Consider the following 25,323-nt stretch of genomic DNA (forward strand, 5'->3'; position numbering starts at 1 on the left):
ACTTCTTGGACTCAGGGAATTTGGTGGGGCGGACAACCATGGCATTTGGCATAGGCACCTCAAGGCAGCAAGGCGGGGGGACCGCACGCCGCAGGGGCCGGCTGCTCGCGCAGTCGCTGGCTCTGGCGCTCCTCGTGCCCACCGGTCTGGCGCAGGTGGCGCAGGCCGTGGAGACAGGCGGTCTGGGGCGTCCCGACACGCCCAGGACACCATCGACCAAGGTCGAGGAGTTCGACGGACCCGGTGCGAAGAAGGCACGCGCCAAGGTCGCCAGGGAACGCAAGGCCAACGCCGAGCAGGCCGAACAGGCCACCGGAGAGCGCAAGGCCGACTGGCCGGACCGCGGGGCCGCGACCCTGACGCTCAAGCGCGGCGCACAACGCGCTGCCGCACCGGCCGGTGTCCCCGTCACCCTGGCACCGGCCGCCCCCGTGACGCAGCAGCGTGCCTCGACTGTTCCTGCGGCCGCGGGCAGTACGCAGGTCCGGGTGCTGGACCAGAAGGCGGCCCGCAGGGCAGGCGTCACCGGTGTCCTCCTGACGGCTGCGGCGCAGACCCCGGGTGCGGCACGTCTGACGGTCGACTATTCGGCGTTCGCCTCGGCGATCGGCGGTGGCTGGTCGCAGCGCCTGAGGATCGTCCGGCTCCCGGCCTGCGCGCTGACGACCCCGGACAAGGCCGAGTGCCGCAAGCAGACGCCGCTGCCGACGGACAACGACCTCAAGCACCAGACGGTCTCGGCGAAGACCCTGCTCGCCGAGGCGGACCAGGACGGACCCTCCACCCAACTCCTGCGCCGGCCCGACAGCGCCACCAGCACGACCGGTGGCGCCACGGTGCTGGCGGTGACCGCCGCCTCCGCGGGCTCGGGCCAGTCGCCCAAGGGGGCGGGTGACTACTCGGCGACGAAGCTGTCGGAGTCCTCGTCCTGGCAGGCGGGCGGCAACGCCGGCTCGTTCACCTGGTCCCACGACTTCACCATGCCGCCCGCCGCGGCCGGCCCCGTACCGCCCCTGTCCCTGTCCTACGACTCGGGCAGCGTCGACGGCCGCACCGCCACGACCAACAACCAGACCACCACGGTGGGCGAGGGCTTCACGCTCACCGAGTCCTACATCACCCGCACGTACGGCTCCTGTGACGACGACGGCCACGACGACGTCTACGACCAGTGCTGGAAGTACGACAACGCGAGCCTGGTCCTGAACGGCAGGTCGACCCGCCTGGTCAAGGACGACGACAGCGGCAAGTGGCACCTGCAGGACGACGACGCCTCCACGGTGACCCGCTCCACGGGCGCCGACAACGGCGACGACAACGGCGAGTACTGGACCGTCATCACCGGCGACGGAACCAAGTACGTCTTCGGCAGGAACAGACTCGACGGCGCCGATACCCAGCGCACGAACTCGACGTGGACGGTCCCGGTCTTCGGTGACGACTCCGGCGAGCCCGGCCACAGCGGCGGCGACGCCTTCGCCGACCGCGCGCTGACCCAGGCCTGGCGCTGGAATCTCGACTACGTCGAGGACACCCGCGGCAACGCGTCCACGTACTGGTACACCAAGGAGTCGAACTACTACAAGAAGAACAAGGCGACCAAGGCCGACACCCCCTACATCCGCGGCGGCTACCTCACCCGCATCGAGTACGGCCTGCGCAAGGGTGCCCTGTTCACCGACAAGCCGGACGCGAAAGTCACCTTCACCCACGCCGAGCGCTGCACCGCCTCCGACTGCTCCAGCCTCACGAAGGACACCGCGGAGAACTGGCCGGACGTGCCGTTCGACGCGATCTGCACCAGGGACGACGACGAGTGCGACGCCGCCGGCCCGTCCTTCTTCACCCGCAAGCGCCTGACCGGCATCGACACCTTCTCCTACAACGCCACCAGCAGCGCGTACGACCCGGTGGACTCCTGGGCCCTGACCGAGAAGTACCTGGACGGCGGTGACATCGGCGACAGCTCCGACCAGGTCCTGGCCCTGACCTCGCTCCGGCGGACCGCGAAGGCCGGCGACACGGCCATCAAGGTCGACCCGATCACCTTCACCTACCAGATGCGGCCCAACCGGGTCGACGCCACGGACGACATCCTTCCCCTGACCCGCCCGCGCATCTCCACCGTCACCTCGGAGACCGGCGCGATCACCGAGGTGACTTTGACGTCGCCGGAGTGTGTGCGCAGCGAGGTCCTGGGCGCGGCGCCGGACTCCAACACCCGCTCCTGTTACCCGCAGTTCTGGCACATCAACGGATCCGAGAACGCGTCGATCGACTGGTTCCACAAGTACCGCGTCACCGCCGTCGGTGTCCACGACGCCGCCGCCGCGAATCCGGCCGTGGAGTACGCCTACTCCTACAGTGGTGCAGCCTGGCACTACAACGACGACCCGTTCACGCCGAACGACGAGCGGACCTGGTCAGACTGGCGGGGCTACCGCCAGGTCACCGCCTACACCGGTGCCGTCGGCACCACCCGCTCCAAGACCGTCTCCCTCTACATGCAGGGCATGCACGGCGACAAGAAGAAGGACGGCACCACCAAGTCCGTCACCGTGCCCCCGCTGCTCGACACGGATGTCGACTTCTCCGCCGCCTACGACCGAGACCGGTACAAAGGTGTGCTGCGCCAGCAGGTCACCTACAACGGCAGCCAGCCCGTCAGCAGCGTCTTCAAGACCTACTCCTACAAGAACACCGCCACCCAGACGGTCCCGGACGCCGCCGACCACACCGCCCTGTGGGTACGCAACTCCTCGACATACGCCAGCACCTACCTCACCGGGTCCCAGACCTGGCGCACTCATGTCACCGGTCAGAAGTACGACGCCCTCGGCATGGTGTACTCCGCCGACGACTTCGGCCAGAAGGACATGAGCGGCGACGAGACCTGCACCCGCACCTGGTACGCCCGCAACCCGGACGTGGGTATCACCAGCCTGGTGTCCCGCACCCGCACCGTCGCCAGGACGTGCTCGGTCGCCGACACCAGCCTGGACCTGCCCGCCACCAGCGCGACATCCGGTGACGTCCTGGCCGACACCGCGGCCGTCTACGACGACGAGGACGCCACGACCTGGCTGGCCACCCAGAAGCCCACCGAGGGGCAGGCGACCTGGACCGGCCGCGCCACGGGCTACACGGCCACCGCCGCAAGTGACGGGCAGCGCCTGCCGTCCGGCTGGCAGACCACCGCCGCCACCACCTACGACGCCCTGGGCCGCCCCGTCACCGTCACCGACACCGCGGGGCACAAGGTCTCCACCGCCTACACGCCCGCCGACGCAGGACCGCTGACCAGGACGCTGTCGACCGATCCCAAGGGCTACCGCTCGGCGGTCTACCTCGATCCGCGTCGCGGCCAGGCCCTGCGCAGTTACGACATCAACGCGAAGAAGACCGCGCAGAGCTATGACGCACTGGGCCGTGTGACAGCGGTATGGCTGCCCAACCGAGACCCCGCCAACCAGAGCCCCAGTGCGAAATTCACCTACCACCTCGACAACACCAAGCCCTCCTGGGTGTCGACCTCGACGCTGACCAACGCCCTCGACACCTACAACACGAGCTACGCGCTTTACGACTCGCTCCTGCGGCCCCTGCAGACCCAGACTCCGACCCCAGAGGGCGGGCGGCTGCTGACGGACACGCGGTACGACACTCGCGGCCTGGCCTATGAGACGTACGCGGACATCTTCGACACCACCAGCACCCCCAACGGCACCTATACGCGCGCCGAGTACGGCCGGGCACCCCAGCAGACGGAGACCGTCTTCGACGGCGCAGGCCGGCCCACCACCAGCACCCTGTACGTCAACGGTGTGAAGAAGTGGGCCACCACCACCAGCTACACCGGCGACTCCACCGCCACCACCGCCCTCGACGGCGGCTCCGCACAGCGCACCATCACCGACATCCGCGGCCGCACCACCGAAACCCGCGTCTACGCCGGCGAAAGCCCCGCCGACAGCGACTTCGGCACCGGCCCCGGCGCCGCCTACACGTCCACGACGTTCACGTACGCCCTCGACGGCCGGCAGCAGACCATCACCGGCCCGGACAAGGCCACCTGGTCCTACGGCTACGACCTGTTCGGCCGCCAGACCAGCACCGGCGACCCCGACAAGGGCAAGGCGACCACGCAGTACAACGCCCTCGACCAGGCCATCAAGGCCACCGACTCACGCGGCAAGTCGATCCTGAGCGCCTACGACGAACTCGGCCGCCCCACCGGAACCTGGGCCGGCTCGAAGACCGACGCCAACCAGCTCACCGGCTACACCTACGACACCCTCCTCAAGGGCCAGCCCACCGACTCCACCCGTTACGTCGGCGGCAGGAACGGCGCCGCCTACACCCAGGCCGTCACGGCCTACGACACTCTGGGCCGCGCCACCCGCACCGAACTGCGCCTGCCCGACAGCGACCCCTTCGTCAAGGCCGGCCAGTCGGCCACGCTGGCGTTCGAGACGGACTACAACATCCCCGGCCAGGTCCAGCGGACCAGGGAACCCGCGCTCGGCGGCCTGCCCGGCGAGAGCACCGACTACAAAAACGACCGCCTGGGCAACCTGACGGCGATCGGCACCTACCTCACCGACGTCGACTACTCGGCCCTGGCCCAGCCGCAGACCCTGACCCTGGGCAACGGCGACACCCACATCTACATCGCCAACACCTACGAGGCGGGCACCGGCCGCCTGACGCAGAGCTACACCCAGGACCAGACCCACCCCTACCGGCCACAGGACCTCACCTACACCTACGACCAGGCCGGCAACGTCACCCGGGTCCAGGACAACACCACCCTCGGCGGCACCAGCGCCCCCGACACCCAGTGCTTCACCTACGACGCCTACCAGCGCCTGACCGAAGCCTGGACCCCCGCCTCCCAGAAGTGCACCGACACCCCTGACGCCACCGCACTGGCGGGCCCGGCCCCCTACTGGACCAGCTACGCCTACAACACCGCGGGCCAGCGCACCACCGAAACCGAGCACACCAGCACCGCCACCACCAAAACCACCTACTGCTACACGAACGCCGACCAGCCCCACACCCTCACCGGCACCACCACCGGCACCGACTGCACCAACCCCGAGCGCACCTACACCTACGACACCACCGGCAACACCACCCGGCGCCCCGGCGGCACCGACCACACCACCCAGAACCTGACCTGGTCGGAAGAAGGCAAGCTCGCCCACCTCACCGAGGGCGACCAGTCCACGGACTACCTCTACGGCGCCGACGGCACCCTCCTCATCCGCACCACCGAAAACGGCGAACGCGTCCTCTACGCCGGCGCCACCGAACTCCACCTCCGCGCCGACGGCACCACCTGGGCCCAGCGCTACTACGCCGCCGGCGGCATCACCGCCGCCATGCGCTCCAACCAGACCGGCACCATCAAGGACACGTACTTCGTCAGCGACCCCCACGGCACTGCCGGCCTGGCCATCAACCGGGACAGCACCCAGACCTTCACCAAGCGCTACACCACCCCCTTCGGCGAAGACCGCGGCAAACCCCTCTACGGCCCCTGGCCCGACGACAAGGGCTTCCTCGGCAAAACCCGAGACACCAACACGGGCCTCACCCACATCGGCGCCCGCGAATACGACCCCACCATCGGCCAGTTCATCAGCGTCGACGCACTGCTGGAAACCGGCAAGGCTCAGACACTCAACGGCTACAGCTACGGGGCACAGAACCCCCTCACCTTCTCCGACCCATCAGGCCTGGGCCTCGCATGCGGTGGAGCCGGCGGAGCATCAGAGGGCTGCCCCACACGCCCCGACGGCTCCAAGGGCAACGGGCGACCCAACGAAGCTGTCTCGAAACCGCCCGCAAATTGGGTCAACGAAGGTCTTGGCGGTGCGGGTGCGGCAGACCTCGATAACGACGGTCAAATTACACTGCTTCCCGATCTCTTCATCCCCAGCACGACCAAAGACCTGCACAGATTTGTTCAGGCTTTCTATGCTCAACTTGAGCAAAACTCAACGTATGGAATCGCCTCCAACGCGAACCGTCAAGGCGATTGGTACACCCAGCAAACAATCAGCGAAGCCCTCATGGATGCCTGCTATCGCACCCACTGCTCGAATTGGAAGAAAGTCTTCGCGTCTTACATGAAGATGACCGTGGCGGCAGGGCTGGCGGAAGGCGGACTGAGTAGGGGTGTAGGCCGGGGTTCCAAGGTCGGAGGTTGCAAATGCTTCCTGGCCGGAACCGACGTCCTCATGGCTGACGGGCAGACGAAGGACATCGAAGATATTCGGCCTGGCGACGAGGTCATGGCCAAGGATCCGGAAACAGGAAAAGAAGGTCCGAGAAGGGTCGCTCGCCTCATCCGGACCGAGGACGACAAGCACTTCAACGTCCTGTCCATAGCAACAGAAGACGGCGTCGAGAACCTTACAGCCACCTACGAGCACCCGTTCTGGTCTCCATCAGAGGGCACCTGGATCGAAGCCGGCGAACTCACACCCGGCACGACACTCCTCACCGACGATGGCAACACCGTCATCGTCACCGGCAACCACGCCTACACCAGCCACGCCACCACATACAACCTCACCGTCGACGACCTCCACACGTACTATGTGCTGGCGGGGGCGACGCCGGTACTCGTTCACAATTCTGGGGGATGCCCAACTGGGGCCCCGCGCTCTGCGGACGGCAAGTTCTCGAAGCGTAATGGCGAGCCTGGGCGTGATGGTGCTGCGGATGAAGCAAACGCCTGGGATCAGCTGGAAATGGACGGCGCAGTGGTCATGCGCAGCGAAACTGCAGTTTCTGCACCAGGAATGCGAGTCCGCAAGTATGACGGCACGGTTGAGATCAACGGTCAGTGGTATGGAATAGAGGTTAAGGGCGGAACTGCCAAGAAAAATCCTCAGCAACGGCAATTCGATGATTGGCTCAATACGCCTGGCAATGCGGTCGCAACTAGCGATGGCCGAACGCTTGTCGGGGTCCATGATGTGTGGATAGATCGGTAGAGCCAGTGGGGTCGACCCGGACGATCGGGTCGACCCCGCAAGGCGATCTGGCCGGACTGCGGTACCGTATCCGCAGCTCAGTGCTGTGAGTCGGACCCGGCTCGCGACTTCGGGAGAGATGCTGACGATGAGTTTCGATCTGATTTTTTGGTATCAAGAAGTGGCCCCGACATCAGGGGAGGCCGCTCAGATCTACGATCAGTTGACGGATGGAGTTACCGGTATCGTCGAAGAGAGTTCGGCTGTCGAGGACTTCTACCGAGCTGTGATCTCCGAATTTCCAGACCTAAGTGAAGAAAATATGGAGGAGTCTCCGTGGGCCTCTCCTCTCTACGTCACTGGAGAGTGCGTAATTGTCGCCATCTCTTGGTCGCGTTCCAGTGAAGTCTCTTCGGTGCTTCTCGACTTGGCGTCGACGCACGGGCTGACTGTGTATGACCCCCAGGATCAAGTGGTCTACGGAATTTCCGGAGACAGCTCAAACCGCTGATGAATTGGGGGAGGAGCGCATACTGCGGAGAGCGCGTCAGTTGCCGCTGTACAGGTGCTTGACGGCAACGGTGACGGCAACGTCAGCGGACGACGGCTGCGGCTGGTGGGTCGTCGGGGTTGTTGCCGGTGGGGCAAAGGGCGTTGCCGAGGGTGCCGATGGCCTGGCGTTGGAGGCGGAGTCGGACGTGAGCGTAGACGCCGGCGGTGACGCCGATGTGGGCGTGACCGAGGAGTTCCTTGATGACGACGAGGTCGACGCCCTGTTCCAGGAGCAGGGTGGCGGTCGAGTGGCGGAGATCATGGAAGCGGATCGTCCGCAGTCCGGCGCTATGGAGGAGACGGCGGAAGCGGCGGGTGAGGTTGCCGGGGTCGAGCGGCCTGCCCTTCGGGGGGGGTGAAGACGAGCCCGATATCCGTCCAGCCCACTCTGGCCGCCTCGCGCTCCTCCAGTTGCAGATCCCGGTGGATCTTGAGGGAGCTGATGCACTCGGTGGGGAGGGCGATGCGGCGTTCCGAGGCGAGGGTCTTGGTGTGCAGGATGGTCAGGCCCTGGCTGCGGGTGCGCTGGAGGGAGCGGTGGACGGTGGCGGTGCCGCCGTCCAGGTCGAGGTCTTCCCAGTGGAGGCCGAGGAGTTCGCCTTTGCGGAGTCCGGTGCGCAGGGCGAGTTCGTACAGCGCATGAAGCCGGTCGTCGCCGGCCGACTGAAGGAACTTCCGGGCTTCGGCGGCGGTGAGGGGCTAGAAGCGCCGGGGGCGGGGCGTGGTCGTCTTGACGTTCCGGGCGACGTTGCGCGGCAGTTCGTCCTCGCGGACGGCGTGTTCCAGGGCTGACTTGAGGACCGCGTGGACATACGTCACGGTCAGCGGTGACAGCCGCTTCTCACAGCACTGGCCGATGGCGCAGCAGGACCGCCGGTCGGTGTCCCGTCCCTGGGCGCAGCACTGGCAGGTGGTGCGGAGGCCGTCGAGGAAGGTGCGGACGTCGCGGGTGGTGAGCCGGGCGAGCTTCTTGACGCCGAGGCCGGGGTTGAGGTGGAGGCGGATGGCGGCGGCGTAGCGGGTGTGGGTGTTCTCCCGCAGGTGGTGAACGGCGACGCCGTCCAGCCAGTACACGAGGTAGGCGCTCACGGTGCTGTCGGCCGCCGCGACAGGGAGGCCGCGGTTGCTGGCGGCGATCTTCTCGGTGAGCTTTGTCATCGCGTCTTTGCGGGTAGCGCCGTAGACGCGGACGCGCTTGCGGGTGTTGCCGGGGGCGAGGACATATCCGGCGGCTTCCCAGCGTCCGTCCTTGCGCTGGTAGACGGTTCCGTCGCCGTTCGCCCGGGCACGGGAGCGGCGGGACGAAGCGGGGCGGGGTGTGGTCATCAGGCGGCGTCCTGTTCCATGCGGGTGCGGATGAAGTCGGTGAGGGCGTGGGCAGGGATACGGCGGGCGCGGCCGAGGGTGATCGAGGCGAGCTGGCCGGTGCGGAGAAGGTCGTAGACGGCGGAGCGGCCGAGCTGGAGGCGGGCCATCACCTGGGGCACCGTGAGCAGATCCAGCACCGGGACCGCTTCCGTGCGGAGGACCGCGAGCGGAGGCGAGGCCATCAGCAGCCCCCTTCGGCCGTGAACCGCCGTTCCAGTTCCCTGCGGTGCCATACCGAGGCGGCGAGGAGGCTCGCGCCGGGGCTGTAGCCGGAGCCGAGGTAGTTCCAGTGGCCGACGACGAGCGTGGTTGTCGGGTCGGGTTCGGGGAGGCCGGCGTGGGCGCGGGCCTGTTCGGTGCGCCAGGCGCGGCGGGCGTCGCGTAGCGCGCCGAGGGTGACGGAGTAGCGGCGGGATTTGGTGGAGAAGTGGCCCCGGAAGCCGAGCATGTGGGCCCACTTCCAGAGCTTGAGTTCGGAGAACTCGGGCAGCTTGCCCAGTTCCCAGCAGGTGCGGATCATCTGCCGGACGTGCCGGGCGACGGCGAGCCGGGGCAGTGGGCGGGCCTGTCCGGTGCCGTCGCAGGCGGGGCAGGGGATCGGGGTGCCGTGGGGTAGGAGGGTTGCGCCGCGTCCCTGGCAGGGGCGGCAGTACAGGGCGCGGTCGAGGGTGCCGGAGGCGTCGGCGGACTTGGTGGCGTACTTCGCCACGTAGGCGGCCACGGCCTGGTCGCTGAGTTCGCTGTCGGTGCCGAAGGCGGCGATCTCGGTGACGTCGAGTTGCTGGCCCCAGGAGAGTTCGCGTTCCCCGATCGCGTCCGAGGTGATGGAGATGCGGGCGCGTGGTGCGGCGGAGCGGATGGCGTCGGTGAGTACGGCGGCGGTGGCGTAGGGCGGTGGGGGCTGGGTGTTGCCGTCCGGGCCGTCGAGGCGGATCACGGCGTGGAAGTGGACCAGGCCGCGCTTCTGGTACTCGGCGACCTTGGCGAAGGACACCCGAAACGCCGCGCGGGCGGCCTTCTGCGTGATGCCGAGCCGGGTGGCGAGTTCGCGGCGCAGGTAGGTGGTGAAGCGGGCCCACAGGGCTCCGGCGTGGGCGTTGAAGAGGATCGCACCCGTGTAGTCGTACGTTGCCGGGTTCAGTGGCGTCCCGATCAGGGCGTCGGAGGGGTCGTGGATCTTGCGGCAGCGGCAGGGGCGGATGTCGCCGCCGGGGTTGGTGGGGCGGTTGTGGACGGGTCCGAAGGAGGGGGCGGTGAGGGTGGCGAACACGCGGGGGTGGGTGCGGACGGTGTCGGGGACGGTCTTGCCGCCGGAGAGGCCGGCGCGGATGAGGTGGTAGGTGTCGGCGGCGTAGAGACGGGAGCAGGCCGGGCAGCGGGAGGAGCGGCGGTTGCCGCACGTAGTGAGCAGGCTGCCCGTGGGCTCCTCGGCGGAGTTGTAGGAGCGCAGCACCTCCCCGGTCGTGGCATCGACGGTGGTGCTCTGGCCGGTGAGGCGGACGGGTTCGGTGCAGCCGCCGAGGTGTTCGATCTGCTGCTGTGCACGGTCGAAGTCGGGGTGGTTGACGAGGTGGAGCAGGTCCCGTACGGCGGGGCTTGCCACGTGGCGCAGGTCCAGGGTGACCATTCGGGGCGTGTCCCTTCTGTTCGGGTGGGGTGGCCCCGAGCAGCAACCAGCCAGGCGAAGAGGCGTGTGGGTGCTGCTCGGGGCATGACGAACCAGGCTCAGGGGCGGGCGTGGGGTCGAGCGAGGGAGATGCGGCCGGTGAGGGCCGGGGCTCAGAGCTGAGCGAGTGCGGCGGTGGCCACTGGCAGGGCGACGCCCATGCGAATCCCCAACTGAGCTGCTGTGATCGGCGCTTCGTGATCAGCGCGGTGGGTCTCAGCGATGCGCCGGGCCGCGTCCATCAGGGCGGCCGGCAGGGCCGGGCCGGAGGTGGGTCGAGCCATCTTGGCGACGGTGACGGGCAGAGCGGCGGTCGGATCCGGGGCGGGCTGCGGTTCCTCGGCCGGGGCGGAAACGACATCCGGGATGAGGGTTGGGGGTGCTGATTCGGGGACGGGTGCTTCGTCGGGCACCGGGTTGGAGGCAGAAGCGGGAGTGTCCTCCAGGTGCGGGGTGGGACGGGTGAGGGTATGGAACTGGGCGAGGAAGGCGGGGCCGACGTGGCCCCAGCCGAGGAGCAGGAGCGGGGCAACGGTGTCCAGGCAGGCCCGGCCGTAGCGTCCGGCCAGCAGCGGTTCGGCAGTGTTCAGCGCGAGGGTGAGCAACCCGCACAGGTGAAGCAGCCGGGTACCGGCCCGCAACTCCGCCTTGGGCACTCCGCGCAGAGCCAGGAACCGCAGGGCGATCAGGAGTCCGACGACCGACAGGTCCACCATGGGCGCAATCAACGGGGCGATCGGGCGGGGGACGCCGAGGCGCAGGGCGAGTGCCCAGACGTTGCCGAAGGAGAAGACGAAGGCCAGGGTTGCGATGACCGCCATGACCACGGTCACGGTGCGCCGGGTGAACCGTTCCTCCGCCATTATCTCAACCTCCTTTCTGGCACGGGCCGTTCAGGATCATTTGGTGAGCGAGGGGGAGGGCAGGGGTGTTGCCGTCCGGCCGGTCGTACGGAGGAGGGCGTCCAGGAGGAGGTCCGGGTCGGCGGTCAGGTGCGAGGTGTTCTCGGCGACGCGGGCGGCGTCGGCGTCGGAGACGTAGGGGGTGCGGATGCGGGTGTAGCCGGGGCGGCCCTGCATCGCCATGACCGCGACGCCGACGTAGGCGGGGTCCTGCAAGGTGACCGGGCTGGCGTCCGGCCAGTTGCGGATGTCCTCACCCAGCGCAGCCACCGCGGCCTCCACGGTCTTCTGCGCGAAGGACAGCCCGATGGGGCACACGTCGCGGATGAAGGTCGGGATGGCGTCGCCGGTGGTCTTCTGGCTGATCAGGATCACCAGGATGCCGACGCTGCGACCCTTCTTGACCAGGTCCTCCACGAGCCGGGCATTCTCCGCAGTCAACGCGCCAAGACGTTTCGTCGTCGGGTCGCTGCCCTTGTACTCGCGGAAGTACGTGTGCGCCTCGTCGATGATCAGGACCGTGAGCGGCCACTCAGGGGAGGGTCCGACGTGCCACATGTTCTTCACGCCCAGCACGTCACGGATGGTCGCCGAGCGCCGCTTGCGCAGTTCCACCAGGCGCTTGAACAGTGCGTTCGCCTCGTCCAGGTCGTCGCCGCAGAACGCGAACATCCGCTTGACCAGGTCGGCGTAGTCGCCTTCCGAGGCCCGCGACACCTTCCCGTCGGCCCCCGCGAGCTGCACGGCGGCCGACGGTGCGAAGTCGCAGACGAACTTGTTGACCCCCGAGGTCTTACCCGCGCCCGGGACGCCGGCCACCGTCACCCCGGGCACGTTCGCCAGGGACACGCACACCTGCGCGGCGTACTCGTCCACGCCCAACTCCCAGCGCGTCAGGTCCGCGAGTGGGCGGCCGGTGGGCCGGTGCTCAGTCGGGGTGGTCAGCGGGTCGGAGCGCACGCCCCGGATCACCACCCTGCCGGGGCCGTCCGGCAGCACGGAGACCCGCGTGCACCGCCAGGCATCGGCCAGGAACCGTGCCGACTTCTGGTACTCCTCCAAACCGACCTGCGGCAGCGTCCGCGCCCGCACGATCACGCCGAACTGGTCGGGCTTGACCTTGATCTTCGGAGTCAGCACCCTCGGCGCGGGCGGGGGACTGTCCTTCTGTGCGGTGATCTGCGCCAGCAGGGTCGGGGTCTTGTCGGTGACCGTCAGCCCGGCCATCCGCGCGAGGCGTACCCAGCCCCAGCGCACCCGCACGGCCTGCCGCATGCTGACCCGCGTGCCCTTGTCCGCACGGACGTAGCGCACGACCGTCACCAGCAGCCACACGCCGACCAGCGTCGTGGCGATCGGCAGCGCGTACGAGGCGTATCCCGTCACGGCTTCCACGTCAGACCCCCTCTTCGCGTATCAGGCGGAGCACGTGGGCCAGGTCCAGGCGGGCCGCCCGCTCCGGGCTCAGGCCGAGCAGATCGAGCCCAGCGGCCGAGACGGCGAACGTGGCCCTTCCCTCGGTCCCCGGCAAGGGCCGGAGCGGGGACAACGCCCGCTCCGGCGCACGGTGTTCGAGGCGATTCACTGGGTCGCCTCCACCGTCACCAGCTCCAGGCGGGCGGCCCGGTAGGCGACGCCGTCGGAAAGCTGCCCGTTGAAGATCCGCGCCCACGGGGTCGCGAACAACTCCACCGGCCGCACCATTGCCCCCGGCTTCAGCCCGGCGGCCAGGCCGGTCTCCGGGACGGTGATCTTCAGGACTTCGGCGCGGCCGTCCTCCATGAGCATCACGGTCACCGTGTACAGCGACGCGCCGGTCTCCCGGTCGGTGGCGACCTCCCCGGTCTGCTGGTCCTTGATCTTCAGCGCCGGTTCGGTGCCCGCAATGCACACCGCCGACGGCAGCAGGGCAACGCGAATACGAGTCATGACCATGCCATCACACCCCTTGTTCGGTGGAGCCGCTTGATCGACTCGCCATGAGCATAAGGAGATGATCGTAGAACTTGCAACCCCGATGAAGTTGTGACTTCGGTGAGGTGGATGGGCGGCCAGGCGGGAAACACAGCGATCTACCTGTAGCGGCCTACCGGGCAGGCGATACCGTGGGGTCATGACCCTGCCCTTGGACGAGGACTCCCGACCGCCGTATCTCCAGGCAGCTGGCGCCCTGCGGGACGCGATCCTGACCGGCGAGTTCACGTCGGGCGAGCGCCTGCCCTCGGCGAACGTGCTCGGCGAGCGGTTCGGCGTCTCCAGTTCCACCGTCCAGAACGCCCTGCGGGTCCTCAAGCAGGAAGGGCTGGTCTACTCCCAACTCGGCCGGGGCAGCTTCGTGCACTCGACGGCCAGCGGAAGCGATACCCCGGCCGCCCCAGACGCGGACGAAGAGAAGTCGGGCCCGGATTGGCCGGCCGATCTCATCCGCAACGACGACGGCCGCCCGCCCTACGTCCAGGTTGCCGACTTCCTCCGCCGCGACATCGCGGAAGGCACCTACCCTCCAGGCTCCCAGCTCCCGCCCGCCCGTGAGATCCAAGAGCGCTTCCAGGTAGCCAACTCCACCGCGCAGAACGCCTACCGAAGCCTCAAACAGGAAGGGCTCGTGTACTCGGTCAAGGGCCGCGGTGTCTTCGTGCGCCAGGCCCCGGAGCCGGGAAAGCACCACGGGCCGATCACGAACTACCTGCTACGGGAGGAGATCGCCCGCGAGGCCCGCGCAGCCGCCGCCGACTTCGCCGACCTCACCGATGACGAGCTGCTGGCACGGGAAGCAGAGCTCGACCAGCGATGGGTCACGATCCGTGAGGAACACCAGCGGATCTTCAACGAGCGCCGGAAGGTCAAACGCGAGACGAGCCGACGCGGCTTGTTCCTGTCACCGCTCCATGACGACGACGCCGACTCGGACGCGTCGCCGCGCGAGAAACTCGAAACAGCACTGGCCGAATCGAAGAAGCGCCGGCAGCAGCGCCCCTGACGGTCAGCCTGGCACCTCGGCCAGAAGCGGTGACAGGGAGAGCTGTTCAGAGTTTCTTTACTTGATCAAGGCGGTCCGCTGACGCGGCCCGCGCGCGCTCCGGCCCTGCGGGGCCGCCGCCCGCTCCTGTCTCCGCCCCGCTGGCGACGGCCCCGCCGGTCCGGGCGCGCAACAGGCAACACAGCGAACCACTTCCGGGGCTCTGCCCCAGACCCCGGCCCTCCCTCCAAGGGGGCAGGGGGCCGTGTGCGCGTGCGGCTTCGTCGTGGTGAAGGGTCGCGGGTCGCGGGAGGGGGCCCTCGCCGCCCGGTCACCGGAGGCGTACCAGGAACCCCCGGGGGCCGCCAAGGCCGAGCGCACGCGTCACGATGTGAGCCTTGGCGGCCCCCGGGGAACCCTGGCACGGCGAAGCTGCCCGACCGACGAGGGACCTCTCCCGCTCAGGCCAGGTTCCTGCCGGATGCCTCGGCGCTGGCCAGTGTGCGGGTTTCCTCTATGCCGTGGTGCGCCAAGGGTGGTCAGGACGCCAGTAGTTCGGCGACTTCCGGCACGTCTCCAAAGGCCCGTAGGCGGTCCAGCACGATCCGCGCGCGCTCTGCTGTCCGTTCGCTGCCGCTCTGCCCCAGGGTGAGCATGCGGCTCGTTGTCTCGGCGGCGGCCTCGGGCTCATTGGCGTCGGCGTAGGCCACAGCCAGCCACGAAAGGTATAGCGCCAACTCCCTGGCGTGGCTGGCGTCGTAGCGTCCGAGAACGTCCGTCAGCAGCGGTACGGCGCGCAGCGGCCGCCGCAGCTCGGTATAGACGCGGGCCTCCATGACCTGCAATTCCCCGGCGTCCATCCAGTACAGGTACGACGGCGACGCGGTGCCGGCCGAGTCCTCGGCCAGAGCCTCGGCCGCTTCTCCCAGGGCGGTCATCGCCGGGCGGTCCTGCCCGGCCCGGGTATGCGCCCAGGCCACGCGGTCCAAGTACAGCGCGCGAGCCTTTGGCGGGGCGTCCGGACCGGCGCCCTCCAGCGCGGCGCGGGCCAGTCCGACCGCGTCGGCAGTGTGCCCGGTGTTGCTCCACTGGTAGGCCAGCGAGCCCGCAACGTTCGCGGACAGCACGCCGTCCCCGGCGGCCTGCGCGGCGCTCATGCCGAGCCGGTAGATGCGCTCTGCCTCGGCATGTTCTCCAGCGTCGGAGGCGACCCACCCGGCGATCTGGGCCAGCTCCGCAATGACTCGGAGTAGTTCACGGCCGACTTCTTCGGTATGCGCGCTCTCGCGGTAGAGCTTCACCGCCGCGCGCAGCTCGCGCAGGGCGGGGCCGATCAGATCCTTGCCGTACACGACGTCGTCGGCCAGCCGCAGTCCGTGGACCCGCTGGGCCAGGTCAGCCACTTGCCCGGCCCCGATCCGGCGGCCTGTGCGGGCACGCAGTGGGGACAGCGGGTCGCCCTCAGGCAGGAAGTCGGCCACGGACCGTACATGCGCCGCGGGCTCGACAGGCGCAACAGCCTTCGCGGCTTCCAGCATCTCGCGCGGAACCTCCAGCACCCGAGCGAGGAACGGCAGCCACTCGCGCGGGGATCGCGTCCCGATCTCCCAGCGGGACACGTCATTTCGTGTCGGAGGAACGCGCCCAGGAGCAGCCTCAGCCAGCGCCTCGGCGAGTCGCCCCTGACTCCACCCACGCGCCAGACGCAGCCGCCTAACCAGTTCCCCGACCGTCTCCCGCACCAGACCAGCTTGGCAGACAGCAGGGCAGACACGCTGGCTACTCCCAAAGGCTCACACCAGCGAGACCGTGATCAGTAGCCACGAGTCGAGCCGAGGATAGGGAATCAGGATGGCCGAGCGAGCGACACAGCAGCCCGGAGGCACCAGGGCAGAGGGGCCGCGACTGCTGCCGTGGACCACCCAGAACGGGCACCCCTGTTACCTGAGCACCGACGGCCAGGGCTACCTCGCCAACCTCGCCGACAACATCGAAGCCATACAACTGGGCATGGGCGAGGACCTGCTGGAATACGCCCGAGACGCCATGGCCCCTGACGCGAAGGTCTTGTCGGCGACCGAATACCGCTGGCTGGCCCGCCGGCTGACCGAAGCCCTCTCCGACGCGCTCAGGGTCGCCGACTCACGCGGTCAACGCCTCCCCGACCGGGCAGAGGTGACCGAGGATGCCTGACTCCGTGCACACCGACGCGCAGTCCCGTGGGGCGCGAGGACGCTACCGATTCCGCGAGTACCACGTGACCACCGTCCCCGACCCCATGGCGCTGCCCGTCTACAAGGCGCTCTGCGTCACCGGCGAGGAACACAACTGCGGAGCCGAATCCGGCACCCTGCACGACGCTGACGAACTGACCCGCTGGATCGCTGAACACTGCGCCCAGACCGGCCACCAGCACTACGAGCAGACCGTCCGAGCCATGCTCCGTGCCGAGCCCGGAGCATGGCAGTAAAGTCCCCCTGCCTGAGCGCGGCGGCCAGAGCTCCTGACGGCAGTAGCGACGGCAACACGCACGGATTCCCCCGCACAACCACGGACACCAGCGGAACCCGAAACCGCCGCTGATCTGCGAATTCGCAGATAGAGAGGGGCCGCGTAGCACACGTACTATGTGCTCGCTGGTCAGACGCCGGTCCTCGTTCACAACAGCGACTGCTGGACCTCATCGAAATACGAGGACACCACAGAACCCAAGGCCCGCATGAAGAATGTGCGGACTGATGTCGGTCCTACGAAGTTCGGAGAGAACCTTGAGGCTAACGGATGGACTCGCCTCGAAAGGGGGCCGAACGTTGAATATCGGAAGGATGGGGCACGGTACTTCCTGCGAAGCAAGGCCAAGACTGTCGAAGGTTGGACAGCGGACTACTACAGGCCAGGATCAAAGAAGGCCGACATCAAGATCAGACTGGGAGATGACTGATGCTGGGCGAGGGGTCGATCATGCCGGGCCGTGACGGGTATCGTGCCATCAGCTCCCGTAGCGCCGTGACCTTCGACCTTGAGGCCAGGTTCCCTGACCAGGTTTTCAGGGAGAGCGCGCGGGACTCGTTGTTCTGTGAGTTCGACGTGGTTCTCGCTCCGGAAATCTGGCCAGCGCTCTGCACGATGGCCCGTTGGCACGGAGACGATCATATCGAAATGCTGGTTCTCGAGCCTGGCTGTGACGATTTCTATGTCCCCGAAGGGCTGGGATATCCGGCGGTGTCTCTGCCCGTCGGGGCTAGTGAGGACGATTATTGGGCTGCAATCGGCTTCGAGCCGGATGGCGACGCCCTGGGTTCGATCTCGGTCTCGGCTAATGTCGTCGCGCTGACCGGAGCATCCGCAAAGTGGGGGTGCTGGGGTGAAAGGGGCCCTGAGGTGGCGGTATTCCAGGGGTTTCCCGACGCAGCCGCGCGCAGCGAATGGTGCGCTCGATTTGGCCCCTTCCTGGACGTATCAGGTGCGTTGGAGTCGTATCTTCCGATGGCTTTCGGTGGGCGGCCTGTTCCGGACGCGTACGCCGCATCCCTGACCGCCAACTATTGACATCCGAGCGGTAGACGGCCGTAACGTCACGGAGCGGCCGCCGGAGTCGATCCGGCCCAGGCGCTGAGCAATGTACGGCAGTACGCTTGCCCGGACCTGAAGCCCCGTCAGGTGTGTCCTGGCGGGGCTTCTGCGATGGGTGACGGCAGCAGTTGACGGCAACGTCAGCGGACGAGGGCGGCGCAGGGCGGCGGGTCGTCGCTGTCCGCACTGACCGTCTTGGCGACCGTTGGCCCGTCGAGCGCGGTGCTGGGGGTGTCGATGGCGTTGTGCTGGAGTCCGGTTACGAGGGGAGGACCGGGGTTCCGTGATGGTCGTCAGTTATGTCCTGTCCGAGGATCCCGTGGTGCTTCGTGAGCAGCGGAGGATGAACCTGGCCAAGGCGGATCTGGTCGACTTGTGTTACTCCTGCTGCGGGGGTGATCTCACGCTCCGGGTCGACGGTGTCGACTTCAGCATCGTGACCGGGGGCGGGGTGCAGATCCTCGACTTCGCCGTGGAGTTCTTCACCGTCGGCCGTTCCGTGGCGACGGGCGAGTCCGGGCGCATCGAGTTCGCTGGAATGGCCGACGAGATCTATGTGACGCCCACCGGGGAGTCGGTCGAGATCAGCTCCAACTACGCGGAAGGCGTCGCACGGGTGACACGGCAGGAGTTCGTGCGAGCAGGGCGTACCTTCCTGGCGAAGGTACTGACCGACCTGGTGGCCCGGTATCCGGAACTGAGGCGCAACCGAGGGATCAGGAAGGCGGGAGCCTGGGTGGGCTTGGCTGTCTGAGGACCGTCGACGCACGAAGGCGACGGCCCCGGGGATCAGGGGGTCGCCGCCTTCGGTATGAGGGGGAGCGGGGTGGGGTCAGTACCAGCCGTTGGACTGCCAGAAGCTCCAGGCGTCGCAGGCGCTGCCGTAGCGGTCCTTCATGTAGTCCAGGCCCCACTCGATCTGGGTGGCCGGGTTGGTCTTCCAGTCGGAGCCCGCCGAGGCCATTTTCGAGCCCGGCAGGGCCTGGACCAGGCCGTAGGCGCCGCTGGAGGCGTTGGTGGCGTGGAGGTTCCAGCCGCTCTCGTGGTCGACGATCTCCGAGAAGCACCGGTACTCGGCCGAGTCGCCGATCATCTTCTTCGCGGTCGCCTGCGCCGAGGAGCCCGGCGTCGCGGCCTGGGCGGGCCCGGCGGCGACCAGCGAGCCGCAGGTGGCCGCGGCCAGGGCGGCGCCCGCGAGGGCCTTCTTCGGGGTGGCGGCGGAACGGAGGAGGACAGCGGCGGTCAACTGAGGGCCTTTCTTCGGGGACAGGGGCGTCGGCGCGCCTTCGGCCGGGTCCGCATGGTGTGCGGCGGCGGGGCACGTGTCGGCGCCGCTGCCCGGGAGGGCGTCGGCGCCTGGCGACCCGTCCAGAGAAACAGGCGGTTCCGGTCGTCCGCAATCGTCCCTTTTGCTATGCGTGGTCGTAGGTGAGGGCGGCGATGCCCGGCTGCGGTGCCCTGCGGCCCTCCACCGGCCCGGGCCTCGCCTACGTAGCCGCCTCGTAGGTGAACCACGTCACGTGGGGCGGCTCACCTCGCCGGCCTCCTCGAACGTGACCGGCGTCTCGAAGGCCGCCCTGCGGGTCGCGCGGCGCAGCGCCTTGAGGACCGGGGTGCCGAGGGCCAGGATCAGCACGACCGTCATGGCGGCGCGGCCCCCGTCCCAGCCCAGCGACGTGGTCAGGCAGTAGGCGAGGAAGCGGGCCAGGTTGTCGGGGACCGACGCGCCCGGGTCGAAGGCGATGTTCGAGGCGAGCGTGTTCATGAAGGTCCAGCCCGCGAGGTTCATCACGGTCCCGTACGCGAAGGCCGCCAGGAAGCCGTACGCGGCCAGCATGAGCAGCTCCGCGCGGCCGCGCAGGCGGTCGGGGCCCGGCAGCAGGCCCGCGCCCATCGTGAACCAGCCCATCGCCAGCATCTGGAACGGCATCCACGGCCCCACCCCGCCCGTGAGCAGCGCGGACGCGAACATCGTGACCGACCCGAGGACGAAGCCGAAGCCGGGGCCCAGGACCCGGCCGCTGAGGACCATGAGGAAGAACATCGGTTCCAGGCCGGCCGTCCCCGCGCCGATGGGGCGCAGCGCGGCGCCCGCCGCGGCCAGGACGCCGAGCATCGCCACCGCCTTCGGGCCGAGGCCCGACTCCGAGATCGTCGCCGCCACCACCGCCACCAGCAGGACCAGCACGCCCGCGAACAGCCACGGCGCGTCCTGCGCGTGCGCGTTCAGCGAGGCGTCCGGCGGGGCCAGGAACGGCCACCCGAAACCCGCCACGCCCACCGCGCCCACCAGGACCAGCGCGGCGACGGAACGCGGGCCCAGGCGGACCGCGCGGGCCTGCCGGTCACGAGAACGGTCACGAGAACGGTCGCGGGAGACGGCACGGTTTGCGGTCATGACAGGGCCTCCCGCACCTGCGCCACCGTCAGCCACTTCCTCGGCGCCAGCACCTTGGCGACCTGCGGGGCGAAGGACGGGGAGGCCACCACCACGTCCGCCGCCGGGCCGTCGGCGATCACCTCGCCCTCCGCGAGCAGCACGACCCGGTGGGCCAGTTCGGCGGCGAGTTCCACGTCGTGCGTGGCCAGGACGATCGCGTGGCCCTCGGCGGCCAGGCCGCGCAGGATGCCGGCCAGCCGGGCCTTCGCCGCGTAGTCCAGGCCGCGCGTCGGCTCGTCCAGGAGGAGGAGGGGAGGGCGGGCCGCCAGGACAACGGACAGGGCGAGGGTGAGGCGCTGGCCCTCCGAGAGGTCCCGGGGGTGTGTGTCGTCCGTGACGCCGGGGAGCAGCTCCGCCAGCAGGGCGCGGCAGGTGCCGGGGGCCGCCTCCGCGTCCCGGTCGGCGGCCGCGCACTCGGCGGCGACCGTGTCGGCGTACAGCAGGTCCCGCGGCTCCTGCGGGACCAGACCGGCCCGGCGTACGAGATCACGGGGCGCGGTGCGGTGCGGCACGGCGTCGCCGGCCCGGACCGAACCGGCGGACGGCTCGACCAGGCCCACGAGCGCGGAGAGAAGGGTCGACTTGCCGGCACCGTTGCGGCCCATCAGGGCGACCGTCTCGCCGGGGGAGACGGTGAGGTCGACGTGGCGCAGGGCCTGGACGCGGTCGCGGCGCACGGCGAGGGCACGGACCTCGGCGGCGTACGGGGAGGGAGCCGAGGGGGTCCGCGGAGGTGTCCTGCGGCGGCGCCAACGGGAGGCCGCGGGCCGCGGGGCGGGCGGCCCCGGGAGCGGGGCGGACGGCGGCGGCGTGCGGTCCGGGATCTCCCGGTCGGCCAGGCGCTCGCGCAGTGGAGCGGCGCGGCGGCGGGCGTCGCGGATCGTCAGCGGCAGCGGGGACCAGCCCGCCAGCCTGCCCAGGCCCACCACCGGCGGGTACACCGGGGACACGGCCATCACGTCCGCCGGGGAGCCGAGGAGCGGCGGCTCCCCCGGGGCCGGGAGCAGGACGACCCGGTCGGCGTACTGGATGACCCGCTCAAGGCGGTGCTCGGCCATCAGGACCGTCGTACCGAGGTCGTGGACCAGGCGCTGGAGTACGGCCAGGACCTCCTCCGCCGCCGCCGGGTCCAGGGCGGAGGTCGGTTCGTCCAGGACCAGCACGTCCGGGTGCGGGGTGAGGACCGAGCCGATGGCGACGCGCTGCTGCTGGCCGCCGGAGAGCGTGGCGATCGGGCGGGACCGGAGGCCGGACAGGCCCAGGAGGTCGAGGGTCTCCTCGACCCGGCGGCGCATCACGTCGGGGGGCAGGCCCAACGACTCCATGCCGTAGGCCAGTTCGTCCTCGACGGTGTCCGTCACGAAGTGGGAGAGCGGGTCCTGGCCGACCGTGCCGACCACGTCGGCGAGTTCGCGCGGCTTGTGGGTGCGGGTGTCGCGGCCCGCCACGGTGACCCGGCCGCTCAGCGTGCCGCCGGTGAAGTGCGGGACGAGGCCCCCGACGGCGCCGAGGACGGTGGACTTGCCGACCCCGGACGGACCGGCGAGCAGGACGAGTTCGCCTTCCGGGACCTCGAAGTCCACGCCCCGGACGGTGGGTTCGGCCGCACCGTCGTAGGTCACCGATACGTCCTCGAAGCGGATCACGACGGCTCCTTCACGGCGGTCCTCACGGACGCCTTCACGGCGGTCCCGGGTGCGGGGGTGACGAACGCCGGGAGCAGGCCGACGAGTACGGCCGCCGCGGGCCACAGCGGGAGCGACGGCGCCACCAGCGGGACCACGCCCGGGTGCAGCGCCGCCGGGTCGCGGGCCGCGGCGAGGAACAGGAGCGCCGCGACCGCCGCCCCGGATGCGGTGACCAGCCAGGCGCGGGCGTCCCAGCGGTCCGGGCGGTAGCGGGTGCGGACCGTCCGCCGGCCGCCGAGCCACAGGCCCGCGACGGCGGCGGCGACCCCGGCCAGCAGCACGGGGATGCCGTACGTGCCGCCCGCGGCGGTCAGCAGCCCGTAGGTTCCCGCGCAGACGCCGAGCAGGCCGCCCAGGGTGAGGGCGGCGGTGGTACGGCGCACGGGGGCCGGGACCTGGGCGGTACGGCCGTAACCGCGGGCGTCCATCGCGGCGGCGAGGGCCACGGAGCGTTCCAGGGCGCCCTCCAGCACCGGGAGTCCGACCTGGAGCAGACCGCGTACGCCCCTGTCGGGCCGGCCGCGCAGCCGGCGGGCGGCGCGCAGGCGCTGGACGTCGGCGATCAGGTTCGGCGCGAAGGTGAGGGCCACGACGACGGCGACGCCCATCTCGTACAGGGCGCCGGGGAGGGACTTGAGCAGGCGGGAGGGGTTGGCGAGGGCGTTCGCGGCGCCGACGCAGATGAGGAGGGTGGCCAGCTTCATCGCGTCGTACAGCGCGAAGGCGAGGCCCTCCGCGGTGACCCGGCCGCCGAGGCGGATGCCCTGCGCCCAGTCGGGGAGGGGGACTTCGGGGAGGGTGAGGAGGGTGTGGGTGCCGGGGATGGGGGAGCCGAGGACGGTGGTGAACAGGAGGCGGATGAGGAGGACGGCGAGGGCGAGTTTGACGAAGGCGCCGTAGGAGCGGGCCCAGGGGGCGTGGGGGCGGCGGGTGATGACGACGTAGGCGGAGACGGTGATGAGGAGGGCGAGGAGGAGGGGGTTGGTGGTGCGGGTGGCGGCGGTGCCGAGGGCCAGCGCCCAGAGCCACCAGGCGCCGGGGTGCAGGGGCTCGCGGTGCCGGTGGGGGGCGGGGGTGCCGGCCGGCGCGTGCGGGGCGCCGCCCGCGTCCGCCCTCCCCCACGCCCGGCTTCGCGCGCGCCGGGGGAACCCCGTCGCCCCGGAGGCACGCCTGCCCGCGGGGCGCGCGGGAGGAGGGCCCGCAGGGGCGGGGTCAGTCGGTGGCATTTCCGCGCCGCCTTGCTTGCCAGGCGCCTGCGGCGGCCAGGGCGGCGATCACCGCGATGCCCGCGATGAGGCCGACCGAGGGGCCCCCGCCGCCCGAGGTGTCGTTCTTCTCCGGGGCGGCCGTCGGGTCCCGCTTCCGCGACACCTGCTCCCCGCACCCCGACTCCGGATACCCCGCGATCGCGCACAGCAGGGCGTTGGTGTCGTAGCGGAGGGGGCCCGCGACGGCGGCCAGGGCGTCGGCCGTCGTCGCGTCGGGGGAGACCCGGGCGCAGGCCGTGCGCGGGGCGGGCGGGGTCTCGCCGGACGGGGCGTCGGGGGCCGTACCGAAGTCGAGGACCAGCGCCACCCGCTTGCCGCCCTCCTCGGCCGGGGTCTTCGCGCAGATCGAGGCGAAGTCCGCCGCGCCGCGCGGCTGGGCCGCGTCGCCCGAGTTCTCGCTCACCGAAAAGCGGAAGCCCTGGACGTCGCCGTCCAAGGGGCGGGCCAGTGACGGGCCCTGGGTGGCGTAGACCCATGTCCCGCCCTCGCGGTCCCAGAAGGACCAGTAGCGGTATCCGGCGGCCTGCGCCTGGCCCGCACCTCCGATCAGCAGGAACGCGGCGAGGAAGAGGAGGACGAAGCGACGGGGGGTCACGGCTGCTGCTTCTTGTTGCGGTTGCTGAGCAGGAAGCCGATGCCGATACCGAAGACCAGGCAGACGCCGACGAACCACCAGACGCCGAAGGGCGAGTCGTCCTTCTTCCCGTCCTCGGCCCCGTCCGTGGCCTGGTCGCTCGTGGTGGCGGTGTCGCTCGCCGCCATCCCCTGCGGTGCGGGGCCCGTCGCGTTCAGCAGCTCGACCAGGTCCGTGCCCCCGAAGTCGCGCGGGTCGGTGCCCGTGGCGTGGGCGGCGAAGATCAGCTGGGCGTAGGCGGCCGGGCCGCTCTGCGCGGCCCACTTCGCGGCGTTCTTCTTCAGCCAGGCCAGCGGCTCGGCCGCCTTGTCCGCGCCGCCCCGTGCGGCGAGGGCGACGACTGCGTCGGCGGTGTTGCCGTAGTCGGGCTGGTCGGCGGAACCGCCGAGGGCGGACGTGAGGTGGCCGTCCTCGGCGACGGCGTCGGCGAGATACGCGGCGCCGTTCGCGGCGGCCCGCTCCCGGGTCGGCGCGTCCGTGTCGGCGCAGGCTGCGGCGTCGGCCTTCTTGCCGGCCTCGGCGACCAGACCCCTGCCGAGCGCGCCGAGGACGCCGGCGGCGGTCGCGTCCGCGTTGGCGAGCAGCTTGCCGTCCTTGCCGGGCTGGAAGGCGAAGGCGCCCGCGCCCTTGTCCTCGGCGCAGGGCAGGGCGAACGTAAGCAGGGCGTCGTACGGGGACCTGCCGCCCTTCTCGACGTCCTCGGGGTCCGTCTCCGTGGCGGTCAGGGCGCCGATGACGACGGAGGTGGAGTTGGCGTCGCTGGGGGTGCCGGGGCTGTAGCCCCAGCCGCCGTCCTTGTTCTGTACGGACTTCAGCCAGCCGAGGGCCTCCTCGACGACGTCGCCGTGGCCGCCGACGGCCCACAGTGCCTGAACGGCGGCGGCCGTGCTGTTGGTGTCGACCATGGTCTTGGCGTCGCAGGCCCCCGCCGGGTCGGCGCGGAAGGGGGCGAAGGCGCCACTCGCGCACTGCTGGCCGGTGAGCCACTCCACGGCCTTCGACGACGGGATCAGGCCCGCCGTGTCCTGCGCGAGCAGAGCCAGGGACTGGCGCCAGACGCCGTCGTACTGGGGGTCGGTGGTGCCGAACAGCCCGGGCGGGGGGGCCGGGGAGGCGGACGGCGACGGATCGGCGGCGACCGCGGGCGCGGTCGCGGCGCCGATCACGGCTATGGCGGCCAGAGCCGCGGCGCTGCAGCGACGGCGGACGTTCATGAGCGGCGGGTGCCTTTCCCTGTGCGGGGCCGGGCAGCACGGGGCACCCCCGGCGGCTCGGCCCCGTATG

General features: G+C 70.0%; 22 protein-coding genes. 7 read left to right on the plus strand and 15 right to left on the minus strand.

All coding sequences use genetic code 11. The annotated features are described in order from the left end of the window. The first annotated feature begins 38 nt into the window (after positions 1–38). Together ACGFYH_RS01650 and ACGFYH_RS01655 are read left to right on the plus strand one after the other, a co-directional pair. Positions 39–7,010 carry a polymorphic toxin-type HINT domain-containing protein gene (locus tag ACGFYH_RS01650; protein ID WP_393801109.1) on the plus strand — a complete coding sequence of 2,324 codons (6,972 nt, stop codon included), beginning with the start codon at positions 39–41 and terminating at the stop codon, positions 7,008–7,010. Between the two features lie 127 nt (positions 7,011–7,137). Beyond that, positions 7,138–7,500: a hypothetical protein gene (locus ACGFYH_RS01655; protein ID WP_393801110.1), complete on the plus strand. Its 363-nt coding sequence runs from the start codon at positions 7,138–7,140 to the stop codon at positions 7,498–7,500. An 82-nt stretch (positions 7,501–7,582) separates the two neighbouring features. Here the strand turns inward: ACGFYH_RS01655 and ACGFYH_RS01660 are convergent, their stop codons facing one another. The 8 genes from ACGFYH_RS01660 to ACGFYH_RS01695 form a co-directional block, all read right to left on the minus strand. Beyond that, positions 7,583–7,915, minus strand: coding sequence for a tyrosine-type recombinase/integrase (locus ACGFYH_RS01660; RefSeq protein WP_393801509.1), 333 nt, complete (start codon positions 7,913–7,915; stop codon positions 7,583–7,585). Further along, positions 7,830–8,177, minus strand: a complete 348-nt coding sequence (locus tag ACGFYH_RS01665) for a tyrosine-type recombinase/integrase (protein WP_393801510.1) — start codon at positions 8,175–8,177, stop codon at positions 7,830–7,832. Before ACGFYH_RS01665 ends, ACGFYH_RS01660 begins: the two co-directional genes overlap by 86 nt. 63 nt (positions 8,178–8,240) lie before the next feature. Then, the gene (locus tag ACGFYH_RS01670; RefSeq protein ID WP_393801111.1) at positions 8,241–8,867 is read right to left on the minus strand and encodes a hypothetical protein; all 627 of its coding nucleotides are present in this window, start codon (positions 8,865–8,867) and stop codon (positions 8,241–8,243) included. Next, entirely contained in the window at positions 8,867–9,091 is a 225-nt protein-coding gene (locus ACGFYH_RS01675; RefSeq protein WP_393801112.1) for a helix-turn-helix domain-containing protein, read from the minus strand. The genes ACGFYH_RS01670 and ACGFYH_RS01675 overlap by 1 nt, the downstream gene beginning before the upstream one ends. Continuing rightward, a complete protein-coding gene (locus ACGFYH_RS01680; protein ID WP_393801113.1) occupies positions 9,091–10,536 on the minus strand; it encodes a replication initiator in 1,446 nt (481 codons plus the stop codon). The genes ACGFYH_RS01675 and ACGFYH_RS01680 overlap by 1 nt, the downstream gene beginning before the upstream one ends. A 152-nt stretch (positions 10,537–10,688) precedes the next feature. Further along, complete coding sequence (locus ACGFYH_RS01685) at positions 10,689–11,438, minus strand: DUF2637 domain-containing protein (RefSeq protein ID WP_393801114.1); 750 nt, start codon at positions 11,436–11,438, stop codon at positions 10,689–10,691. Positions 11,439–11,474: 36 nt separating this feature from the next. Beyond that, positions 11,475–12,872 carry a cell division protein FtsK gene (locus ACGFYH_RS01690; RefSeq protein WP_393801115.1) on the minus strand — a complete coding sequence of 466 codons (1,398 nt, stop codon included), beginning with the start codon at positions 12,870–12,872 and terminating at the stop codon, positions 11,475–11,477. 186 nt (positions 12,873–13,058) lie between these two features. Beyond that, a complete protein-coding gene (locus ACGFYH_RS01695) occupies positions 13,059–13,412 on the minus strand; it encodes a hypothetical protein (RefSeq protein ID WP_393801116.1) in 354 nt (117 codons plus the stop codon). 178 nt (positions 13,413–13,590) lie between these two features. Here ACGFYH_RS01695 and ACGFYH_RS01700 point away from each other — a divergent pair, with 178 nt between their 5' ends. Then, complete coding sequence (locus ACGFYH_RS01700) at positions 13,591–14,457, plus strand: GntR family transcriptional regulator (protein WP_393801117.1); 867 nt, start codon at positions 13,591–13,593, stop codon at positions 14,455–14,457. 518 nt (positions 14,458–14,975) lie between these two features. Here the strand turns inward: ACGFYH_RS01700 and ACGFYH_RS01705 are convergent. Beyond that, positions 14,976–16,055 carry a transcriptional regulator gene (locus ACGFYH_RS01705; protein WP_393801118.1) on the minus strand — a complete coding sequence of 360 codons (1,080 nt, stop codon included), beginning with the start codon at positions 16,053–16,055 and terminating at the stop codon, positions 14,976–14,978. 232 nt (positions 16,056–16,287) lie between these two features. Between ACGFYH_RS01705 and ACGFYH_RS01710 the strand changes: the two genes are divergently transcribed. From ACGFYH_RS01710 to ACGFYH_RS01725, 4 genes are all read left to right on the plus strand, one after another. Next, a complete protein-coding gene (locus ACGFYH_RS01710) occupies positions 16,288–16,629 on the plus strand; it encodes a hypothetical protein (RefSeq protein ID WP_393801119.1) in 342 nt (113 codons plus the stop codon). Beyond that, entirely contained in the window at positions 16,622–16,906 is a 285-nt protein-coding gene (locus ACGFYH_RS01715) for a hypothetical protein (protein WP_393801120.1), read from the plus strand. The genes ACGFYH_RS01710 and ACGFYH_RS01715 overlap by 8 nt, the downstream gene beginning before the upstream one ends. Positions 16,907–17,442: 536 nt before the next feature. After that, positions 17,443–17,985 (plus strand): hypothetical protein, encoded by a 543-nt coding sequence (locus ACGFYH_RS01720; RefSeq protein ID WP_393801121.1) that lies wholly within the window; start codon positions 17,443–17,445, stop codon positions 17,983–17,985. A gap of 310 nt (positions 17,986–18,295) precedes the next feature. Next, positions 18,296–18,763 carry a hypothetical protein gene (locus ACGFYH_RS01725; protein WP_393801122.1) on the plus strand — a complete coding sequence of 156 codons (468 nt, stop codon included), beginning with the start codon at positions 18,296–18,298 and terminating at the stop codon, positions 18,761–18,763. A 78-nt stretch (positions 18,764–18,841) separates the two neighbouring features. Here ACGFYH_RS01725 and ACGFYH_RS01730 read toward each other — a convergent pair whose 3' ends face one another. The 6 genes from ACGFYH_RS01730 to ACGFYH_RS01755 all read right to left on the minus strand — a co-directional run bounded on the left by ACGFYH_RS01730 (position 18,842) and on the right by ACGFYH_RS01755 (position 25,253). Beyond that, complete coding sequence (locus tag ACGFYH_RS01730) at positions 18,842–19,255, minus strand: transglycosylase SLT domain-containing protein (protein ID WP_393801123.1); 414 nt, start codon at positions 19,253–19,255, stop codon at positions 18,842–18,844. A gap of 270 nt (positions 19,256–19,525) precedes the next feature. Then, positions 19,526–20,407 carry an ECF transporter S component gene (locus tag ACGFYH_RS01735; RefSeq protein WP_393801124.1) on the minus strand — a complete coding sequence of 294 codons (882 nt, stop codon included), beginning with the start codon at positions 20,405–20,407 and terminating at the stop codon, positions 19,526–19,528. Then, a complete protein-coding gene (locus ACGFYH_RS01740; protein WP_393801125.1) occupies positions 20,404–22,095 on the minus strand; it encodes an ABC transporter ATP-binding protein in 1,692 nt (563 codons plus the stop codon). Before ACGFYH_RS01740 ends, ACGFYH_RS01735 begins: the two co-directional genes overlap by 4 nt. Beyond that, complete coding sequence (locus ACGFYH_RS01745) at positions 22,092–23,363, minus strand: energy-coupling factor transporter transmembrane component T (protein WP_393801126.1); 1,272 nt, start codon at positions 23,361–23,363, stop codon at positions 22,092–22,094. Before ACGFYH_RS01745 ends, ACGFYH_RS01740 begins: the two co-directional genes overlap by 4 nt. Then, the gene (locus tag ACGFYH_RS01750) at positions 23,350–24,000 is read right to left on the minus strand and encodes an SCO2322 family protein (protein ID WP_393801127.1); all 651 of its coding nucleotides are present in this window, start codon (positions 23,998–24,000) and stop codon (positions 23,350–23,352) included. Before ACGFYH_RS01750 ends, ACGFYH_RS01745 begins: the two co-directional genes overlap by 14 nt. Beyond that, positions 23,997–25,253 (minus strand): prenyltransferase/squalene oxidase repeat-containing protein, encoded by a 1,257-nt coding sequence (locus tag ACGFYH_RS01755; protein ID WP_393801128.1) that lies wholly within the window; start codon positions 25,251–25,253, stop codon positions 23,997–23,999. The genes ACGFYH_RS01750 and ACGFYH_RS01755 overlap by 4 nt, the downstream gene beginning before the upstream one ends. Positions 25,254–25,323 lie beyond the last annotated feature (70 nt).

This window comes from Streptomyces sp. NPDC048392, from assembly GCF_043200575.1.
Classification (GTDB): domain Bacteria; phylum Actinomycetota; class Actinomycetes; order Streptomycetales; family Streptomycetaceae; genus Streptomyces.

Excerpts from the sequence above, each read along its gene's own strand:
- ACGFYH_RS01715 (WP_393801120.1), top strand. The coding sequence starts at position 16,622 with ATGCCTGACTCCGTGCACACCGACGCGCAGTCCCGTGGGGCGCGAGGA.
- ACGFYH_RS01710 (WP_393801119.1), top strand. The coding sequence starts at position 16,288 with ATGGCCGAGCGAGCGACACAGCAGCCCGGAGGCACCAGGGCAGAGGGG.
- ACGFYH_RS01695 (WP_393801116.1), bottom strand. The coding sequence starts at position 13,412 with ATGGTCATGACTCGTATTCGCGTTGCCCTGCTGCCGTCGGCGGTGTGC.
- ACGFYH_RS01680 (WP_393801113.1), bottom strand. The coding sequence starts at position 10,536 with ATGGTCACCCTGGACCTGCGCCACGTGGCAAGCCCCGCCGTACGGGAC.
- ACGFYH_RS01675 (WP_393801112.1), bottom strand. The coding sequence starts at position 9,091 with ATGGCCTCGCCTCCGCTCGCGGTCCTCCGCACGGAAGCGGTCCCGGTG.
- ACGFYH_RS01755 (WP_393801128.1), bottom strand. The coding sequence starts at position 25,253 with ATGAACGTCCGCCGTCGCTGCAGCGCCGCGGCTCTGGCCGCCATAGCC.
- ACGFYH_RS01655 (WP_393801110.1), top strand. The coding sequence starts at position 7,138 with ATGAGTTTCGATCTGATTTTTTGGTATCAAGAAGTGGCCCCGACATCA.
- ACGFYH_RS01685 (WP_393801114.1), bottom strand. The coding sequence starts at position 11,438 with ATGGCGGAGGAACGGTTCACCCGGCGCACCGTGACCGTGGTCATGGCG.
- ACGFYH_RS01650 (WP_393801109.1), top strand. The coding sequence starts at position 39 with ATGGCATTTGGCATAGGCACCTCAAGGCAGCAAGGCGGGGGGACCGCA.
- ACGFYH_RS01670 (WP_393801111.1), bottom strand. The coding sequence starts at position 8,867 with ATGACCACACCCCGCCCCGCTTCGTCCCGCCGCTCCCGTGCCCGGGCG.
- ACGFYH_RS01725 (WP_393801122.1), top strand. The coding sequence starts at position 18,296 with ATGGTCGTCAGTTATGTCCTGTCCGAGGATCCCGTGGTGCTTCGTGAG.
- ACGFYH_RS01735 (WP_393801124.1), bottom strand. The coding sequence starts at position 20,407 with ATGACCGCAAACCGTGCCGTCTCCCGCGACCGTTCTCGTGACCGTTCT.
- ACGFYH_RS01700 (WP_393801117.1), top strand. The coding sequence starts at position 13,591 with ATGACCCTGCCCTTGGACGAGGACTCCCGACCGCCGTATCTCCAGGCA.
- ACGFYH_RS01745 (WP_393801126.1), bottom strand. The coding sequence starts at position 23,363 with ATGCCACCGACTGACCCCGCCCCTGCGGGCCCTCCTCCCGCGCGCCCC.